Annotated in this window: 13 protein-coding genes; 7 read left to right on the top strand and 6 right to left on the bottom strand. The window is 64.8% G+C overall.

The window, feature by feature from the left end:
* Positions 1-119 precede the first annotated feature (119 nt).
* The gene (locus ASF25_RS07185) at positions 120-1667 is read left to right on the top strand and encodes a tyrosine-type recombinase/integrase (protein WP_056304138.1); all 1548 of its coding nucleotides are present in this window, start codon (positions 120-122) and stop codon (positions 1665-1667) included.
* A gap of 445 nt (positions 1668-2112) precedes the next feature.
* On the opposite strand, the gene ASF25_RS07190 is transcribed toward ASF25_RS07185, so the two are convergent.
* Positions 2113-3915 carry a methanol/ethanol family PQQ-dependent dehydrogenase gene (locus ASF25_RS07190; protein ID WP_056304139.1) on the bottom strand — a complete coding sequence of 601 codons (1803 nt, stop codon included), beginning with the start codon at positions 3913-3915 and terminating at the stop codon, positions 2113-2115.
* Positions 3916-4119: 204 nt separating this feature from the next.
* On the opposite strand from ASF25_RS07190, the gene ASF25_RS07195 reads away from it, so the two are divergent.
* From ASF25_RS07195 to ASF25_RS07205, 3 genes are all read left to right on the top strand, one after another.
* The gene (locus ASF25_RS07195; protein ID WP_056304141.1) at positions 4120-5544 is read left to right on the top strand and encodes a histidine kinase; all 1425 of its coding nucleotides are present in this window, start codon (positions 4120-4122) and stop codon (positions 5542-5544) included.
* Positions 5541-6200 carry a response regulator transcription factor gene (locus ASF25_RS07200; RefSeq protein ID WP_056304143.1) on the top strand — a complete coding sequence of 220 codons (660 nt, stop codon included), beginning with the start codon at positions 5541-5543 and terminating at the stop codon, positions 6198-6200. The genes ASF25_RS07195 and ASF25_RS07200 overlap by 4 nt, the downstream gene beginning before the upstream one ends.
* A gap of 331 nt (positions 6201-6531) precedes the next feature.
* Positions 6532-7479: a hypothetical protein gene (locus tag ASF25_RS07205; protein WP_156368900.1), complete on the top strand. Its 948-nt coding sequence runs from the start codon at positions 6532-6534 to the stop codon at positions 7477-7479.
* Here the strand turns inward: ASF25_RS07205 and ASF25_RS22620 are convergent.
* The 5 genes from ASF25_RS22620 to ASF25_RS07225 form a co-directional block, all read right to left on the bottom strand.
* Positions 7431-7715: a hypothetical protein gene (locus ASF25_RS22620; protein WP_156368901.1), complete on the bottom strand. Its 285-nt coding sequence runs from the start codon at positions 7713-7715 to the stop codon at positions 7431-7433. The two genes, ASF25_RS07205 and ASF25_RS22620, sit on opposite strands and share 49 nt — an antisense overlap.
* Positions 7716-8257: 542 nt before the next feature.
* Entirely contained in the window at positions 8258-8746 is a 489-nt protein-coding gene (locus ASF25_RS07210) for a hypothetical protein (RefSeq protein WP_056304147.1), read from the bottom strand.
* A gap of 590 nt (positions 8747-9336) precedes the next feature.
* On the bottom strand, positions 9337-10749 hold the full coding sequence (locus ASF25_RS07215; RefSeq protein ID WP_056304149.1) for a ThiF family adenylyltransferase: 1413 nt from the start codon (positions 10747-10749) through the stop codon (positions 9337-9339).
* Entirely contained in the window at positions 10749-11168 is a 420-nt protein-coding gene (locus ASF25_RS07220) for an E2/UBC family protein (protein WP_056304151.1), read from the bottom strand. Before ASF25_RS07220 ends, ASF25_RS07215 begins: the two co-directional genes overlap by 1 nt.
* The gene (locus ASF25_RS07225) at positions 11168-11887 is read right to left on the bottom strand and encodes a multiubiquitin domain-containing protein (protein ID WP_056304153.1); all 720 of its coding nucleotides are present in this window, start codon (positions 11885-11887) and stop codon (positions 11168-11170) included. The genes ASF25_RS07220 and ASF25_RS07225 overlap by 1 nt, the downstream gene beginning before the upstream one ends.
* A gap of 211 nt (positions 11888-12098) precedes the next feature.
* Between ASF25_RS07225 and ASF25_RS07230 the strand changes: the two genes are divergently transcribed.
* Genes ASF25_RS07230 through ASF25_RS07240 form a run of 3 tightly spaced genes read left to right on the top strand, consistent with a single transcriptional unit; the run spans position 12099 to position 16918 of the window.
* Positions 12099-12890 carry a hypothetical protein gene (locus tag ASF25_RS07230; RefSeq protein WP_156368902.1) on the top strand — a complete coding sequence of 264 codons (792 nt, stop codon included), beginning with the start codon at positions 12099-12101 and terminating at the stop codon, positions 12888-12890.
* Complete coding sequence (locus ASF25_RS07235) at positions 12887-13489, top strand: hypothetical protein (protein ID WP_056304157.1); 603 nt, start codon at positions 12887-12889, stop codon at positions 13487-13489. The genes ASF25_RS07230 and ASF25_RS07235 overlap by 4 nt, the downstream gene beginning before the upstream one ends.
* 15 nt (positions 13490-13504) lie before the next feature.
* On the top strand, positions 13505-16918 hold the full coding sequence (locus ASF25_RS07240) for an ATP-dependent helicase (RefSeq protein WP_056304159.1): 3414 nt from the start codon (positions 13505-13507) through the stop codon (positions 16916-16918).
* The last annotated feature ends 98 nt before the right edge of the window (positions 16919-17016 follow it).

The raw sequence follows: 17016 nt of genomic DNA on the forward strand, positions 1-17016 counted from the left end.
TGGGTGGGGCAGCAAGTCGGCGGACACGAGGCGCGTTCAACTTGGCGGAAGATCCGCCCCGCGTCCGCCTCCCGAAACGCCCGCACAGGTGCGGGCACAGGATGACGGACCCTAGAATCATGGCTGAGACGATGCAAGTGGGCGCGCTCGCGCGTGCCGCGGAGGATATCCGCGAGGTGTTGATGACTGCGGCGGCGGCGGTCCCGGAGTTCGAAAGGAGGCGTGGGCCCGCGCCCATCGGCCCGCACCTTGTGGAGCGGAAGGCCAAGTCCGAAGGCGGGGAGGCCACGCTCTACATCCGCGACGGCAAGAAGGAGATCTCGACCCGCCTGCCGCCGTGGCTTCGGGCGGACGCCGAAACCCTCCTTGACCTGTACAAGCTGCAGAAGGGCGCCAAGGAGCGCGGCATCGTCGCGCCGCGCATGGTGCCGGTCGTCGCGGCCCTCGCGCACCTCCTCGACGCCGACAGGCCCCTTTCGACCGCAGGTAAGAAGGCAGCCCACAGCTACCTCATGCGTTCCACCCGGCTCGCGACCCTTTCGAAATTCTTCGGCGACGCGGTGTTCAAGGACGTGACGACCGTCAAGTGCAAGGCGTTCATCGAGTGGCGCATCACCCTGCCGGATGCCCGTTACTCTCCCAACAACCCGGATGCGCCCCTCGCGAAGGAGGCGAGCGCACGTGAGGACCTTTACGATCTGAGCAGGGCCATCAAGCTCTACGCCGACGAGCATGCCCTGACCTGGCATCCGGAGGTCTACCTGCCGAAGGCGGGACCCGGACGGACCCGCTGGCTCAGGCCGGTCGAGCTCGACCGGATCTACTGGGCGATCCGCGGCCGGATCTGGGACCATGAAACCAACGGCTGGAAGACGGAGACCGTGGCGGACGCGGACGGGAACGTCGTCACCCGGCGGGTGCTGCGTTGTGCCGACACGATCCGAGCGCGCAAGCCCGTACGCCGGTTCGTGTTCATCGGCGTGACCACCGGCACCCGAAACACCGCGATGCGCGAGACGAGGTGGCAGATCTCGGCGGAGGGGGGCTGCTTCGACCTGGAAGCCGGACTGATTCACCGGCGCGGCTTCGGTCTCGACCCGAACTCGGGCAAGCCGCGTGCGAGTTCCAAGATCTCCGAGAGGACGGTCACGACGCTGCGACGGTGGCGCGACGCGGATCTCGCAGCCGGTATCGAGCACGTCATCCACAAGCTCGACGGCACCCCGTACGCCCGAAGCCCCGACTACATCTGGAATACGATCATCCAGGACGCCGGGCTGGGCAAGGACGTCGTCCGTCATACGCTTCGCCACACGGCGGCGACCTACCTGCGCATCGCCGGCGTCGATGTGCGCCAGGCTGCCGATCTCCTCGGCATGGCCGTCCAGACGATGGTTCGCGTCTACGGACAATGGACGCTGGAGGGCCAGGAGGAGGCCGCCGAGGCCATCGCCGATATCCGCGGGCTCAGGAAGGCCATGCCGCTGCTTTCGCTCGTGCCGACGCCGGCGCTGCCAGTGGTGATGACGACGCCCGCGAACGACGACGTCTCCGATCAGGCCGCCTCGCATGACCGACGTCGCGTGGATGTCGCCGCCTCGCGGGTCTCCCGGCCCGAAGGGTTGGCAGCGCGTCGCGCCCCCGGGCATCTCGCCATCGTCGCTTGAAGGTCGGGATGCGTGTCTGGGCGCGGTCCCCTCCATGTAGAATGCCGGCCGGAAAGCCCCGGTGGCATTCTTGCGGATGCGACCTGATGGAGGAAATCTGACGGATGGAACCCATGGCCTAGGTCCGCTTTCCGACCCAACCTCACCGTAGCAGTCGAACTGTATCGGTCTTGGAAGCGGACGTTCGCCGGAAGTTGGAATTTGATTCGGCAATCATGTTCTGGTTCATAAAAAAAAGGCGGGCCCGAAAGCCCGCCGATCCATGTCCGCGCGACAACTGCTTGGAGGACGTACGTCACGCGGGGGTCGGATCAGTCACTGTCGCAAACAGCCCTCTTCATCGCTGGCGCGAGGGCGTCACGCCGTTCCTCCGGGCAGCGGTCGTTGCACCGGAGAACACCGGGGGCACCCGCTCGGAATGAGCGGGTGCAATTCGGGGATTTGGTCAGTTGGGCAGGGCGAAGACCGTGAGCTGACCGCCGAGGTTGGTATAGCTCGACAGCGCGGCGTAGCCGCCCACGGCGCCGAGACCGGCGTTCGGATCGGTCAGGCCGGCAGCCAGGCCGATGCCGGCCCAGCCACCGACACCCGACAGGATGGCGAGGTGCTGCTTGCCCTTGTGGGTGTAGGTCATCACGTTGCCGATGATCCCCGAAGCCGTTTTGAACTTGTAGAGTTCCTTGCCCGTCTTGGCGTCGACAGCCTTAAGGTAGCCTTCGAGGGTCCCGTAGAACACGACGTCACCAGCGGTAGCCAGCGCACCCGACCAGACCGAGAACTGCTCTTGGTTCGACCACTTGATTTGGCCCTTCAGGTTGTCCCAGGCGATGAAGTTGCCCATGCCGCCGTGGCTGTTCGGGGCCGGGTACATCGAGACGGTCGCGCCGACATAGGGCTGGCCGGGGGTATAGCTCACACGGAACGGCTCGTAGTCCATGCAGACGTGGTTGGTGGGCACGTAGAACAGCTGGGTCTTCGGCGAGAAGGCGGCAGGCTGCTGATCCTTAGTCCCGAGGGCGGCGGGGCACACACCCTTCGTATTGGTGTCCTCACCGTTCTGGTCGGTGGAATACTTGGCCTGGACCAGCGGACGGCCATAGGTCGGCGACGCCTTGTCCAAATCGATCTTCGAGGCCCAGTTCACCACGGGGTCGAACTTTTCCGCCACGAGCACCTCGCCCGTCGCGCGGTCCAGGGTGTAGGCGAAACCGTTGCGGTCGAAGTGGGTGAGGAGCGGTCGTTCCTTGCCATCGACCTTCTGGTCCGTGAGGATCATCTCGTTGATGCCATCGTAGTCCCATTCGTCGTGCGGGGTCATCTGATAGACCCACTTGGTCATGCCGGTATCGGGGTTGCGGGCGAAGATCGCCATGGTCCACTTGTTGTCGCCCGGACGCTGCTTGGGGTTCCAGGTCGACGGATTGGCGGTCCCGTAGTAGACAAGGTCGAGCTTTGGGTCGTACGAGTACCAGCCCCAGGTCGCGCCGCCGCCGGTCTTCCACTGGTCACCCTCCCAGCTCTTGAGGGAGGAATCCTTGCCGATCGGTTTGCCGAGCGACGTCGTCTTCGCCGGATCGACGATCATGTCGTCATCCGATCCGACGCTGTAGCCGCGCCAGACGCGGTTGCCGGTCTTCGCGTCGTAGGCGGTAAGGTGACCGCGGATGCCGTACTCGGCGCCGGAGATCCCGACGATGATCTTGTCCTTCACCGGCAACACCGTGGCCGTATTGGTCTCGCCGATCTTCGAATCGCCGTTCTTGACCGACCAGTTCACCTTGCCGGATTTGGCGTCGAGCGAGACCAGGGTGGTGTCGGCCTGGTGTAGGATGATGGCGCCGTCGGCATAGGCCAGCCCGCGATAGACCGTGTCGCAGCACATCACCGGGATGACGGACGAGTCCTGCTTCGGCTCGTATTTCCAGAGGATCTTGCCCTCGTTGTTGAGATCGAGGGCATAGACGATATTGGGGAAGGGCGTGTGAACGAACATCATGTCACCGATGACCAGCGGCGAGCCTTCGTGGCCGCGCAGCACGCCGGTGGAGAAGTTCCATGCGACCTGCAGGTTCTTCACATTGCCGGCGTTGATCTGGTCGAGCTTCGAGTAGCGCGTGTTGGCGTAGTCGAGCGTCTGCAACACCTGCTGGTTGGGGTCCTGGCTGCGCTTCAGCACGTCGTCGTTGGCCAGTGCGGCGGTAGCGCCCGCAGCCACGAGGCCCAAGCCGAGAAGGCAAGCGTGTTTCATGGATTTCCTCCCGTCGCCGGCTGCCTTCTTCGATGGTCTCGCGGAGCAGCCCGACGGACCGGACGCTACGGACCCGCCCGGCCTCTCGGTAGGGCAAGATCCCCGTCGTCGATTGGGCATTTTGCCTGATCGTCGGCAGGGCACCTTGCAAGCATCGAGCGATTGCGTGCCTCTTCCTCGCGGTATGCGAGGAGCGTCGAGGGCATGGGTCTCTTCATCGGGCTGATTCTCCGGGTGGCCGCCGTAGTGCTACTCTGCCTGAGCCTTGCCACGGCCTGGGTCGTCGCCGAGGTCCATGAAGGCCTTCGCGAGGAGACGGCGGCGTCGGCCGACCGGGTGGTTCGCGAAGCACAAGAACTCGCCTGGCGGGAATTGACATGGCGCGGCAGCACCGGGCGTTTCGCCAAGTATGCTTTTCCGGATTGGCGCAGCTCGCACACCCTGCGCTTCATCAGCCCCGGGAACTGCGTCGCCCTGACCTGGGCCGGTGAAGCGACCCTCCAGCAATGCAGCGGCCTGGAAACGGCCGGCCGGCCGGCCCCGGCTTGGTTCGAGGGGCTCTATCGCGGGGCCTTTGGCGATATCGCGCCGATCCGCCGGGTGGTCACCCTGAACCGCAGGGAAGCCGGCACCGTCGTGACGACGCCCGACCGGGGCGCGGCCGTCCGCCAGGTCTGGCGGCAGGTGCGAGTGCTGATCGCCGCCGCCGCCGCCATGGCCGGCGGCATCGCCCTTCTGGCCGCGCTGGTGATCGGTGTCGCCTTGCGGCCGGCGCGGGTCATCACCCGAGGTCTCGGACGGATGGAGCGGGGCGATCACGCCACGAAGCTGCCCCGTTTTCGGGCGCAGGAGTTCGACGGCATCGCGCAAGCCGTCAATGCCTTGAGCGAGCGACTTCAGCACACCGACGCCGAGCGGACCGCCCTGACCCGGCGTCTCTTCGCTGTTCAGGAAGAGGAGCGCCGCGCCCTCGCCCGGGATCTCCACGACGAGTTCGGACAATGCCTGACCGCCACGGGCGCCTTGGCGAGCGCCATCGAGGCCGAGGCAAGCGATCGCCCGGCGTTGCGGGACGACGCCCGCGCGATCGGCCGGATTACCCGTGATATGATGGGGACGCTCAGGAATGCGCTTGCGCGTCTGCGCCCGCCGGACCTCGATGAGTTCGGCGTGGAGCATGGATTGCGCCGCCTTGTCTCCACGTGGCCAGGACGCAGCGCGAAACCCGCCCCCTTCAACCTGAGCTTCTCCGGGGACCTTTCCACATTGAGCGGACCGATGGCCCTCAGCATCTACCGCATCGTGCAGGAATGCCTGACCAATGCCGTTCGCCACGGACGGCCGACCCGGGTGGATGTCGGGATCGTTCGGACGCCGGATCGGATAGAACTCGCGGTTGTGGACGATGGCGGGGGCGACGCGGTGCTCGTGGAGACCGGTCGCGGTCAGGGCGTCCTCGGCATTCGGGAGCGGATCGGTGCCCTCGGTGGAACCCTGTACATCAATTCTGCCCCCGGCGGCGTAAGCATCGAAGCTACGATTCCGTGCGAGTCCAACGCCGACCAATCGCCAAGTCCAACCAACCAGACGGCTGATCGAGACTTGGCGTCGATGGAACTTGCCGCATGAACGAGACCGCGATCCTGCTCGTGGACGACCATCCGGTCGTGCGGGAGGGCTACCGCCGCTTGCTGGAGCGTCAGCCGGGATACCGTGTCGTGGCCGAGGCCGAGACGGCGGCCGAGGCCTACCGAGCTTACAAGGCGAGTAGCCCGACGGTGGTGATTATGGATCTGACCCTACCGGGACCGAGCGGCCTAGAGGCGGTCCGGCATATCCGACAATGGGATCCTCGCGCTCGCATCCTGGTGTTCACTATGCATCAAGGGGCGGCCTTCGCCCTAAAGGCCTTCGAGGCAGGGGCCGCAGGCTACGTCACCAAGAGCAGTGCACCCGAGGAACTGATCCGATCAGTTGCCCTAGTGGTCCGTGGCGGACAGGCCGTCAGCGCCGATATCGCTCAAGAGCTTGCCGCGGAACGACTCGGAGGTAAGCGCTCGCCACTGGACGAACTCGCTCCCCGAGAGGTGGAAGTGCTTCAACTCGTGGCATCTGGCATCACAACAGAGGCCATTGCCAAGGCACTCAATCTCAGCCCAAAAACCATTCAGAACTACCACTATGGCATCAAAGCTAAGCTTGGTGCTCGAAACGATGCCCATCTGGTCTGGTTGGCCATCGAAGCGGGCGTCATCAGGCCAGGCGTTCTCCATACCGACACCTGATGGAGAAGCAGATCGTCGCAATACCTTGCTCTCTCACCCGAAAGCCGACAGGCCGAAATCTACCCATCTCGGAGGCTTCGAGTGGGTACTATCCGACAGGTTTCTGCCACTCGCTCGCATTCGCCACCGGTCGGTAGGGCGATGCAACTTCCCCTGCGTATGCGTGAAGCCAGCCTCGGCGGTCGACCCAACCAACACCCTGGTCTTGCCAAATTTCGGGGGCATCGCTCGGTCATGCCGAACATGCTTCCGGTGTTCGAAGCGGGACGTTCTCTCGCAGCCGCGGAATTGCTGCGGCGAGAGAATGTCCCGGCGATCAAGGAACCATCCCATGGCGCTCAAGATGCCAAAGGCCCGGCTCGTACGCCCGCCACCTGCCGCAACGATCATCGTCGATGCCGGAACGTATCATAAACTCGATCAACCGGGCGCACTGACCTGCGTGGACGTCCGCTGCAACGCGGAACTTCGTCACGTCCCTCGCCAATCGGAAAACAAGCGCAACGTCCAGGCTTACTTCGGCCGGAAATCGAAAGCGGTGCACGCCCGCAACTGCCGGTTCGACGTGACGGCGACCGTCACGCGGATCGTCGCGGGATCGGCGCATTTCGAGGAGGGGCGGAGGCCTATTGTCATAGGGCCGGACGGCAGGGCGGTATTCCGGCTGAACATCGTCTTCGATGACATACGGTCCCTCGCCGCGCTCGCAGATAGGGCGGAAGCCGCTCCCGAAGCCCGTGAGGGGGCCGATTACGTGGCGGGTGTCAGGGCGCTGTCGAGGTACTTGCGTCGGGCCAAGGCGCTGCTGGCGCTGATCGCGAGACTCGGGGACACGGACGAGATCAGGGATGTCGTACGGATCTCCTACGGAGGTGCCATTATCCCGTGGCGGGACTTTTTCTACGAACCGGACGAACTCGGACGGCTGTACGGGCGGCTACAGGCACTGAAAGAGGCGCGCCGGCCTTTGCACCCTGTCGCAGTGGTGCTCCGTCCTACGAGGGAGCGTAGAACGACGGTGCGCGACGCGGTGATCAGATGTCGATCCGAGGAATTGGCCGTCCCATCCGGGGGAACGGTGCGCATCGCACCCTGTCTGTCATGCCGACCGCATGCCCTGGCGGGGGGGCTCATCACGGATCGGCCGTATCTCGTCTGCGGACTGCCAAGGCCGCGCCGCGGCGATCTGGATTTGCGTCCGGGGCAGGATGTAGTGGCGGGCGTAGACCTCTACATGGACGTCGTATCGCGCAACCAGTTCGCGCTGTGGCCGCACTGAAGCGGCACCAAGTCGGTTGCGCCTGCCCGCATCTCCTCCGCCGTGGGCCGTAGGTCGGATGCCACCCACAGTGCGACGCGGGCGATACATCCGAAGGGCTGGCCGGATGCGACGGCGGCCAGCGTTTCTTGCCATGGCAGCGCCGCGTCGGGCCAGGAATGGTCTACCGCAAGGATATCGGCGTCGTATGCAAGGCAGTCTTCATCGCCGAGCTTGAAGTCCGTGCCGTCGTCCATTCGGAGGAGCAGGTCCCTCCCGGCGGCTCGCACGGAGCAACAGCGTGCGGCGTAGTCCAGGGCGGTCCCCTCGGAGGAGAATACCCCAATCGAGATGTCAATTCGAAGCGGTCCTCGCCCCCAGTACGTGCCGGCCCCGAAGCGATGGGGGCCGCATGCTCGATTACGGTCTTGGATGGTCATGGCGGCCCCTGTCGGACAACCACGATCGGTTGCGAATCGCCCTGCCACAAGGTTTGTCGCCATGGCGGGCGGAACAGACCCGCGCGGACAGGGACCGGGAGGGAGCCATGGCCCTGGGAATCGTCGGGAAACCGTCGGGAACGGGGGGCTGCGGCCCTACCGCGTGTTTACGGATAGGAAACTACCTGTCCCCAAGTCATTGATTTTGATGCGTTCGCACCGTGACGGATTGGGTTTCGTGCGATCCGGTTCCCTCGGAGCCGGCAAAACCTTCGGGAAACTTTCGGGACGATTTTTCGGCTGTAGCCACCCGAAAACTCAGCATTCCGCCAGGTCCGCGGTCCCCTGGGCCCAGCCGGCTATGAGGGGATGGACCACCGATTGCCCAGGCATCGGATCAGGCCCCCGGCACGAAGTACCTCCTTGGCCACGCCATAATGGTCCAGGTCCAGGTCCACCGCCCGGGCGGCCTGGTTGAGCTCCCCGGGGGTCAGGCCCGCAGGCCCCGCTTTCGTCAAGGCGGCCAGGATGATCGACATGGCCCGAGCACGCGCCGCCGTTTCCACGGTCTCGTTTCGCGCCCGTGGCTGACGAGATGGCAGGTCCAGCCGCTCCACGATCCCGATGAGAAGGACCTCCTGACGAGCGAGTAGGTCGACGAGGGGCCTCAGGATGTCCTGCCCTTCGAGGAGAGGGGCTGTCGACGGGGCCGGAGCCGGTAGAATGTCGCGGTCACGCGCGAGGAGATAGGCGCGGACTGCGTCCACGAAGACATCGCTGACCGTCCGACCTTCGTCGACGGCGAGGAGCTTGACGGCCCGACGTATCTCCGACGGCACGTAGACCATCACCTTCTCGTTGACAGCGCTTGCCTCAAGTCTCGGTACCACTGGCACTCACCATGCGGATCGAACAGCATGCTGTTATGACAGCATGCTGTTAACGCATCGTGCCATTCCATCAGAGTGGAGTGGGCACGGTGCGTCGCCAAGGTGGGGCGTTCAGAAAATCAAGGCGAATGCCTTCCTCCCGATGTCATTGGGCGATCCTCATTTATTTGACCGGCTTACCCGTATCACCACACCAGTTGACCCGCCCCCGAGCGAGCCAGAAATGCGAGTAGCATCGTGCGTGACGCCAAACCGAAGGTTTCAAGCTCGGCCTGCCAAGCCGGTCCGATTGGCACGACCAACTGCTCTTGCCTTGAGCGATCGATATATCGATCACATCCCCACACCCGCAGGGGCATTTGAAGACGGCCCATTTCGGCCATGGGCCGCTCTTCACGACGTAGAGGGTGCGGGGGTCCATTTCGTCAGGGTCCGGGTGCTCCTCGACGACCGTCTCCACGAAGTCGGGTCGTGCTAGCAGCCTGAGGCGGACGAGAATGCGGACAAGGCGCGGCGGGGCTTTCCAGCCCGACGCCCATGCCCTCCAATCAGGAAACCTGGTCAAGGAACGGCTCCATATCTCCACGGCCCCAGAGGCGCTGCGCATGACAGATTCGGCATCCCTCGACCGGCGCCTTGCCGGCCCGGATGTCGAAATCCTTCGGGACATGGAACTGCCTGACGCGTTCCGCCCAGGCGCCGCCCTCACCACGGAAGCCCTGAAGGCGATGGATCATCTCGTTCACCGCCATGCTGGCCACCTCCGTGGTGAAGCTGACCACGGCCGGGGCGGGCTCGCCCTCGTCCGGCAGGTACCCCGCGGCCCGCTCGCGCTCGTACCCCTCCGGGTCGTTGCGCTTCAGGGCCTCGGCGCGCATGCGCGCAGGATCGATGAGCCCCCGGCACAGGAGGCAAGTGTTCCCCGGCGTCAGGACCGTGACACGACCATCCAGGACATCGAACGCGGTTCCGGCGGCATCCAGCTTCATCAGGATGCCCATGTCGATCACCGGGATGCCGTAGGCGTAGGCGAGGCTGTTCATCAGGCCACGCCCCTGATGGTCGTCGGTGCATCCGAAGACGATGTCGCAGGCCTTCAGGGCGTCACGGCAGCGCGGGTCCCCTACCCAGTAGGGAAACGCACGGACCTGGACCCCGAGACCGGCGCCCGCGACCTCTCGGGCAACGACATCGACCTTGAGGGTGCCGAGGTCGGCATCGGATTGCCGGGCGAAGTGCAGGCGATTGAGGTTGGTCCGGTCGACGACGTCATTGTCGAAGAGGGCGAGATGACCGGCACCGAGGCGCATCAGCAGCGCCACCGTCGCCGATCCGGTCGCCCCGCATCCCACCACCCCGATGCGCAGGGCCCGCATATCGTTGCAGAAGGCCCGCCCGAAGGCCCGGCGCTGGCGATCCAACATCGGCGCGCCCTCGGCATCGCGGCCGGGATAGCGCAATCGGAACCGCTCCCCGATCACCCGCAGCATGGAGAGCGGGTGCGAACGAAGGTGACTGTCATAGGCACGACCGATCATCTCGCCGTCGCCATCCATCAGCAGCGAGAGATGGGGACGGTCGCCACCGTTCCGATTGAAGATGACCTCGATGGCGCCTGGTTCCTCGGCATCGTCGAGCTCGGAATAGCAGAGCGAGCCGCCAGGGTGGCTATGGATAAGAGCCACGGCCAATCCCTTCTGCTCGGCCGCCTTGGCCGCATTCTGGATCGCGCTCGTCGGCCACCGCACGCGGACCCCCGATTGGGTGAGGAGCACCTCGTCCGGAACGGGCAGGATCTCGCGCGTGACGAATCGTTCCTCGCGGTCTCCCCGCCACGGATCATGCCCGATCCGGCTCCGACCGAGAATCGCGACGGCGACGCGCTCCAGCCCGTCGGGCCTGATCAGGTGACCGAAGAGCTGATCGTGGTGGTGCTGCAGGATGGTTGCGGTGTAGCGCATCAGGCCCTCCGGATTTCGTAAAGGATGAGGTTCCAGTAAGTCTGGAGGCCATCGACGCCCGCCCGCCAGACGTGGGGTCCCGTCAGGTGCCGCGACCAGAATTGCCAGTCGCGGCCGAAGAGAGGTTGTGGCCCGCCCGTGTTCGGCGGTAGCTGGAGGCTCGCCGCCAGGCACAGGTGCGGGGCGATATAGAAGCTGTCGAGCGTCGTGTTCGGGTAGCCGTCGGGGACCATGACGAGAACGTCACAGGCCGCGACGGCGACATTCACCCCGTTCGGCTCCCGGGCAAGGAACTTGCCCGGCGGCAGGGGAACGCCCTTGACGATGATGGCTCGCTGGCCGGGTAGGGCGGAGACCTCCTCGTACGAGAAGGCCTTGTCCGCCAGGAAGTCCCGGTCGTCCTCGGGAAGGAAGGACATCAGCCGAACTGCGTCGAGGGCGCGCGGGTGGTGAAGTGCTCGACCCCGTCCGGGGTCAGGTCGACCTTCTGGCCGTCCGCGATCTCCGGGTCCTCGCCGGGGCCGTTCACCTTCAGGTTCACCACGAAGTCGGGCGGGCTGCCGGCCTGCTGCTTCACCTCGGCGCCGGTGATGTAGGGGCGAGGCCAGTCGATGGGGTCCTTGCGGTTGACCTTGATGCGATAGGTCTTCGGCTTGCGCGCGACGGTGACGAGGTGCTCCACCCCGGGCTTGTCGAGATCGAGTACGGTCTCGTCGCCGATCAGGATGTCCTGCCCGCCCGGGACGTCCTGGAAGACGTCGAAGCCGTCCGGATCGACCCCCGCGAGGAGCTTCAGGATGCGTCCCGACACATAGCGCTCACCCCAGACCAGGAGGCGGCGGTTCAGTTCGAAACGGAAGAGGCGGTCCGTCTCGAAGACGAGCACCTTCTCGACACCGCGTCCCCGCAGGTCGAAGGTCTCGGTCGGGCGAAGATCCTCCATGGCGCGGTCGGGCAGGAGGCCGATAACCACGTAGGCGTCGGACGGCTCCAGGCCGGCCGCCTCCAGGATCTGGCTCCCCGTCGGCACGGGATCGGAGATCCGGATGGTCCGGAACTCCAGCTTCCCGTTGCCGACCGCGAGGTCGTACATCTCGTTGTGCCCTTCGCCGGGCGTGTTGGTGGTGTTGGCGCTCATAAGGTATTCCTTCGTTTCTCGATCCGGGGCCCCAGCGTTCCAGGGCCTTCCTCAAGACAATCGAAGGCTCACGGCCAAGCCGGTAACGGGTCTCGCGAAAAAAAATGGGCGCCAAGGCCGAAAACGCCTGGTTGCATGCAGGCGGGATACACCCCAACCCGGATACAGGTGCTATCCTCTCGCAAAGATCATCGAAGGGGGACGCGCGGAAATGCTGAATCCGCTGACAAAACTTGCGTCGGACGGCACGACCTACAGTCGGCGGCCCGAAATAACGACACTTCTGGAGGAGTTGTCGACGGCGAGCCGGGATGCCATCCTCGAACGGCTCCAGGTCCGGACACGCGGGGCTACCGCCTACGTCCCTTCCGAATGCCTCGTCTACCTGCTGCGCGAGGCAAGGCGGGGCAACAATACGGCTTGGTTCAACCGCCTGTATTCCGTTCTCGACCTACGGGTACGGAACAGCCTCAGCCACACGGTTCGAGCAGGCTCGGTATCCGACGTCGAAGGCGTTCGTGAGGAGGTGCGGAGCCGATTCAACCGGACCCTGGCTCTCGGTCTCGGTCCGGAGCCTGAGCGTCTCGACCCTTTCGAGTCGATGTTCGACGGCGCGTTGGCCGCCCTGCGCATGGACATGTACGGCGCGCAGCGGCGACGCGACAACAAAAAGGCGGATCTCACCGTCCGCGCGATGGGTTCGGACGACGACGGAGATGGTGACGAACGGGAACTCGCCCAGCCCGAACCCGAATTGCGGTTCGGCATGACCGAAACGGAATTCGAACCTTACCGGCTAAAGGCCCTGGCTTCGATTGACTCCCTACCGGACGATCTCCGCCTGCCGATGAAATTTTTCCTGGAAGGCATGAAGATCGAATCGACCGACCCCGGTGAGATGACCATCGCCAAGAAATGCGGCGTGGTCGAGAAAACCGTTCGGAACCGGATCGCTCGCGGCACGAAACTCATTCGTGAGATGCTGGAAAGGAAAGCGTCATGAGGCACGAGAACGAAAGGCCGACACGCGAAAACGTCCTGATGGATTTCGCAGTGTCCGAGAAGGGAACGCCTGCGGAGCGCTTGATCGCATTCGCTCACCTATACCCCGAGTACGAACCCGAGCTCTCCGAGCTCTCCCTGGAACTGACGGCCGCGGCCTGGACGACCGAACCCGATTGCTCGCCCGTTGATGCGACGGCAGGCTTGGCCGCCCTTGAGGAATTTGCACGTCTGGAAGCCAGTCTGGGCAAGTCCATAACTCCGCCCGTGCCCGTCGATCCTTTCGCTGCGCATGACGCACGAAGCCTGCGGATCGCTGCCAAGGCGTTCGGCTGCAACGTGCTCTTCATGGGTCGTATCAAGGACCGCATGATCCGCTTCGAGGACCTTACGCGCGGATTCATCGAAACGTTGGCCGGCTCGTTGGGGACCACTGCGGAGACCCTCGCCGCATTTCTCTCCGGTCCATCATTGGTTCCGGCGACGGCACGCTTCAAGTCAGAGGGGAAACCATCCGTCGCCGAGAAGCAAAGCCTGACCGAGGCCATGGAGACCTCGCATCTTACGCCGGAACAGACACGTCATCTATCCTCGCTCTGACGACTTAGGGACAGCATGGACACGTTCGAGGCCGTTCGCATCGAGGCCGCTCGCATCCACGCCGAGGCAGTCGCGGCCGGTGCCGATCCGCTCGACGCGCTGCAGGTCGTGCTGGCCGCCATCGAGACCCGCGAGATCGACGTCTCCTGGCTGAAGCCCGGTGACCCCTATCTGCGCGGGGGACGTGGGCTGTACGACCCGCACCTCGGCGCCATCGTCTGCGAGGATATCGGTTCCGAGGCGGATCGGGCACTACTCGCCGGGCATGAACTTGGGCATGCGGTGCTGCATGATCCCGGCGAGGCAATCATCGATAGGCATATCGATCCGAGCCGTCCGGCTGAAGGAGCGGCCAGCGGGGTCGAGAAGGTCGCCGACTACGGCAGGCGCGAGCGCCGTGAGGTCCAAGCCGATCTGTTCGCGCGCGAATTGGCACTGCCCCGGGCGCTCGCGCGCCGGCTTTTCATCGAGGATGGTCTGAACGCTCGCGCCATCGCCGCCCGCACGAGGTTGCCTTATCCCGTCGTCGCCGAGCAGCTTCTCGATGCGTTGCTGCTACCTCCCTATCTTGTTCATAGGCAGGCCCCTGAGAGACCCGCGGCCGCACTTGATGCCAGCCAGGATGCAGCGGCACGCCATGAGGGGAGCCCGTTCCTCCTCCAGGCCGGTCCTGGTACGGGAAAGACGAAGACGCTGATCAGCCGTATCGAGAGGCTCGTCAATGCCGGGGAGGATCCCGGTAAGATCCTTGTCCTGACTTTTTCGAACAAGGCCGCCGGGGAACTTTCGGAGCGCCTTACCACCGTCTCGCCGGAGAGCGCCTCGGCGGTCTGGGTCGGCACCTTCCACGGCTTCGGCCTGGATGTCCTGCGCCGGTTCCATGACAAGGAGGGATTACCGGACAATCCGCGGCTCGTGGATCGCGCCGACGCGGTGGGCCTGCTTGAGGACATGGTCCCGCGCCTGCCACTCAGGTTCTATCGAAACCTGCACGATCCAACCCTCGACCTCGGAGAGATCCTGCGGGCAATCTCCCGGGCTAAGGACGAACTCGTCGATCCCGAACGCTACATGACGCTCGCGCGCCGGATGGTGGAAGCCGCCGACGCGAGCGGTGATGAGAAAGAGCGTACCAGGGCGGCGAAGGCCGTCGAGGTGGCCGAGGTCTACAAGGTCTACGACGCGGAAATGCGCCGTGCCGGCCTGCTCGATTTCGGTGACCTCGTCATGCGTCCGTCCCTGCTGCTGGAGCGCGATCCCGAAGTCGTTTCCCTGCTGCGGGCGAAGCACCAGCACATCCTGGTGGACGAGTACCAGGACGTGAACAGGGCGAGCGTCAGGATCATCCAAGCCTTGGCCGGCTCCGGCGAGCGCCTGTGGGTCGTGGGCGACTCCCGGCAGTCCATCTATCGTTTTCGAGGGGCATCCTCGGTCAACATGTCCACCTTCCGCACGGATTTCCCGGGCGGCACGTTAGATCAATTGAGAGTGAACTATCGATCCTCACCCGAGGTGGTCCATACGTTCGTCCGGTATGCCGGGGGCATGCTGGCCTCGCGAGGCGTCCTTCCCCTCGACCTGCACGCGCATGCCCATCCCACGGGACAAGGCCCCGAATTGCGCCGTGTCGAGCATCCCGACGACGAACCCGCCGCCGTGGCCGCCCGGATCATGGAGTTGGGAGGACAAGGCGTCGCGTTCCGGGACCAGGCCATCCTCTGCCGCGGCAACGGGCGCCTCGCCGACATCGCGGACGAGTTGGAGAAGCGGGACATCCCGGTGCTCTTCCTTGGAAACCTGTTTGAAAGACCGGAGGTCAGAGACCTTCTGGCGCTCATCATGCTCCTGGTAGACCCGAAAGCATCAAGTTTTCCCCGTATCGCGACCTTGCCGGCCTATGCCCTGGATCTGGCCGACCTGGGCCGCATGAGGGAGGCGATGGTCGGCAGCAAAACGCCGATGGCGTGGTTGCCAGTTGCCCGCGCGGGCCTGGGAGCGGACGCTCAGCGGGCACTGGATCGTCTTGCGGCGGATCTCGATGGGCTGGATCAAACCAGCCATCCCTGGAATGCCCTCTGCCACCTCTTGCTCGACCGCACCGACCTGGTCCGCACGCTGCTCGCGTCCACGCGAATCAGCGACCGGCTCCGCATGATCGCGATCCGGCAGCTCATGACGTTCTGCCGCGCGCTTCCCGAAGGGGCCGGCCTTCCAATCCAGCGCCTTGTCGACCGGGCTCGTCGCCTCGTTCTCCTCTCCGAGGAACGTGATCTGCGACAGATGCCGGCCGCCGCGGGGACCATGGATGCCGTGAACATCATGACGGTCCATGCAAGCAAAGGACTGGAATTCGAAGCCGTTCATATTCCCGGCATGGTGGTCAGCGGGTTTCCGGGGGCGAACCAGACGCCGCGCTGCCCGCCTCCCGACGGCATGATCGCCGGGACGGAAGGCATGACGGGCATCGAGGCCGTGAAGGCAGGCCATGACGAGGAGGAGCAATGCCTCTTCTTCGTGGCCATGTCGCGAGCACGGTCGCACCTCTCCTTCTACGCCGCCAGCCGAATGGCGAACGGGAACAGGCGTAGCCCTTCCCCGTTCCTTGCCGCGGTGGCTGCGAGCACGACGGTCCGAGACGATCCGGCGCTCCTGATGCCATCGAGAACCGACCCTTCGGCCCACCGCATTCCCATGCGATGGTCTGAGCCGCCGCGGTTCACCGCCGAGCAGGTCTCGCTCTACGAGAAATGCCCCAAGCGGTTCTTTTACACCCATGTCCTCGGCATGTCCGGCGGGCGGCGTTCCACGGCCTTCGTGCAGATGCATGACGTCGTCTACGCCGTCATGCGCTGGCTCCGAACCGACCCAGAGAGATGGCATCTCGCGGCCGGAGACGTGGAGGCCCACTTCAACGGGGTCTGGCAGGAGAAGGGGCCGATCAGGCACGGCTATGCCGAGGATTACAGGCTCGCTGGCTTGGATCTGGTGCAGGCGTCCATGCGGTCGCGGATCGGTCACCCATTCGGTGACCGAACGGCTGTCGAACTGACTTTCGAAGGGTTGTCGGTTATCGTCGAGCCGGACGAGGTACGTGGGTCAGATGGTGCTTTGACGTTCCGTCGCGTCCGTTCGGGGCGCAAGGGAGCAACCGAGGAAGACGACCTGATCTACGGTCTCTACCTCCTCGCGGCGCGGCGCCGGCACGGGACCGACGCCCAGGTCGAAGCCATCCATTTGAGCGAGGATCGCGTGACCGCCATCGATCTCAACAGCAAAAAGCTCGCGAACCGGGAGACCAAGATGCGAGAAATGGCGGCGGCGATCCTGGCCGGAGATTTCGCGCCGTACCCGGACGACCGTTCGTGCCCGCGATGCCCACACTACGTCACGTGTGGCCCCCTCCCCGGGGGGACCCTGCTTCGTCCTTGAATGCGGACTACGCCCCTTTTACTGGAGAGCGGCGCAGTCAGGCCCAGCCATTGCCCGATACCCGCGCCTGCTGAGGCTAAGCCGTCATTCCGTATGGT

Origin of the sequence: Methylobacterium sp. Leaf100 (assembly GCF_001422845.1) — a bacterium.
Lineage (GTDB): Bacteria > Pseudomonadota > Alphaproteobacteria > Rhizobiales > Beijerinckiaceae > Methylobacterium.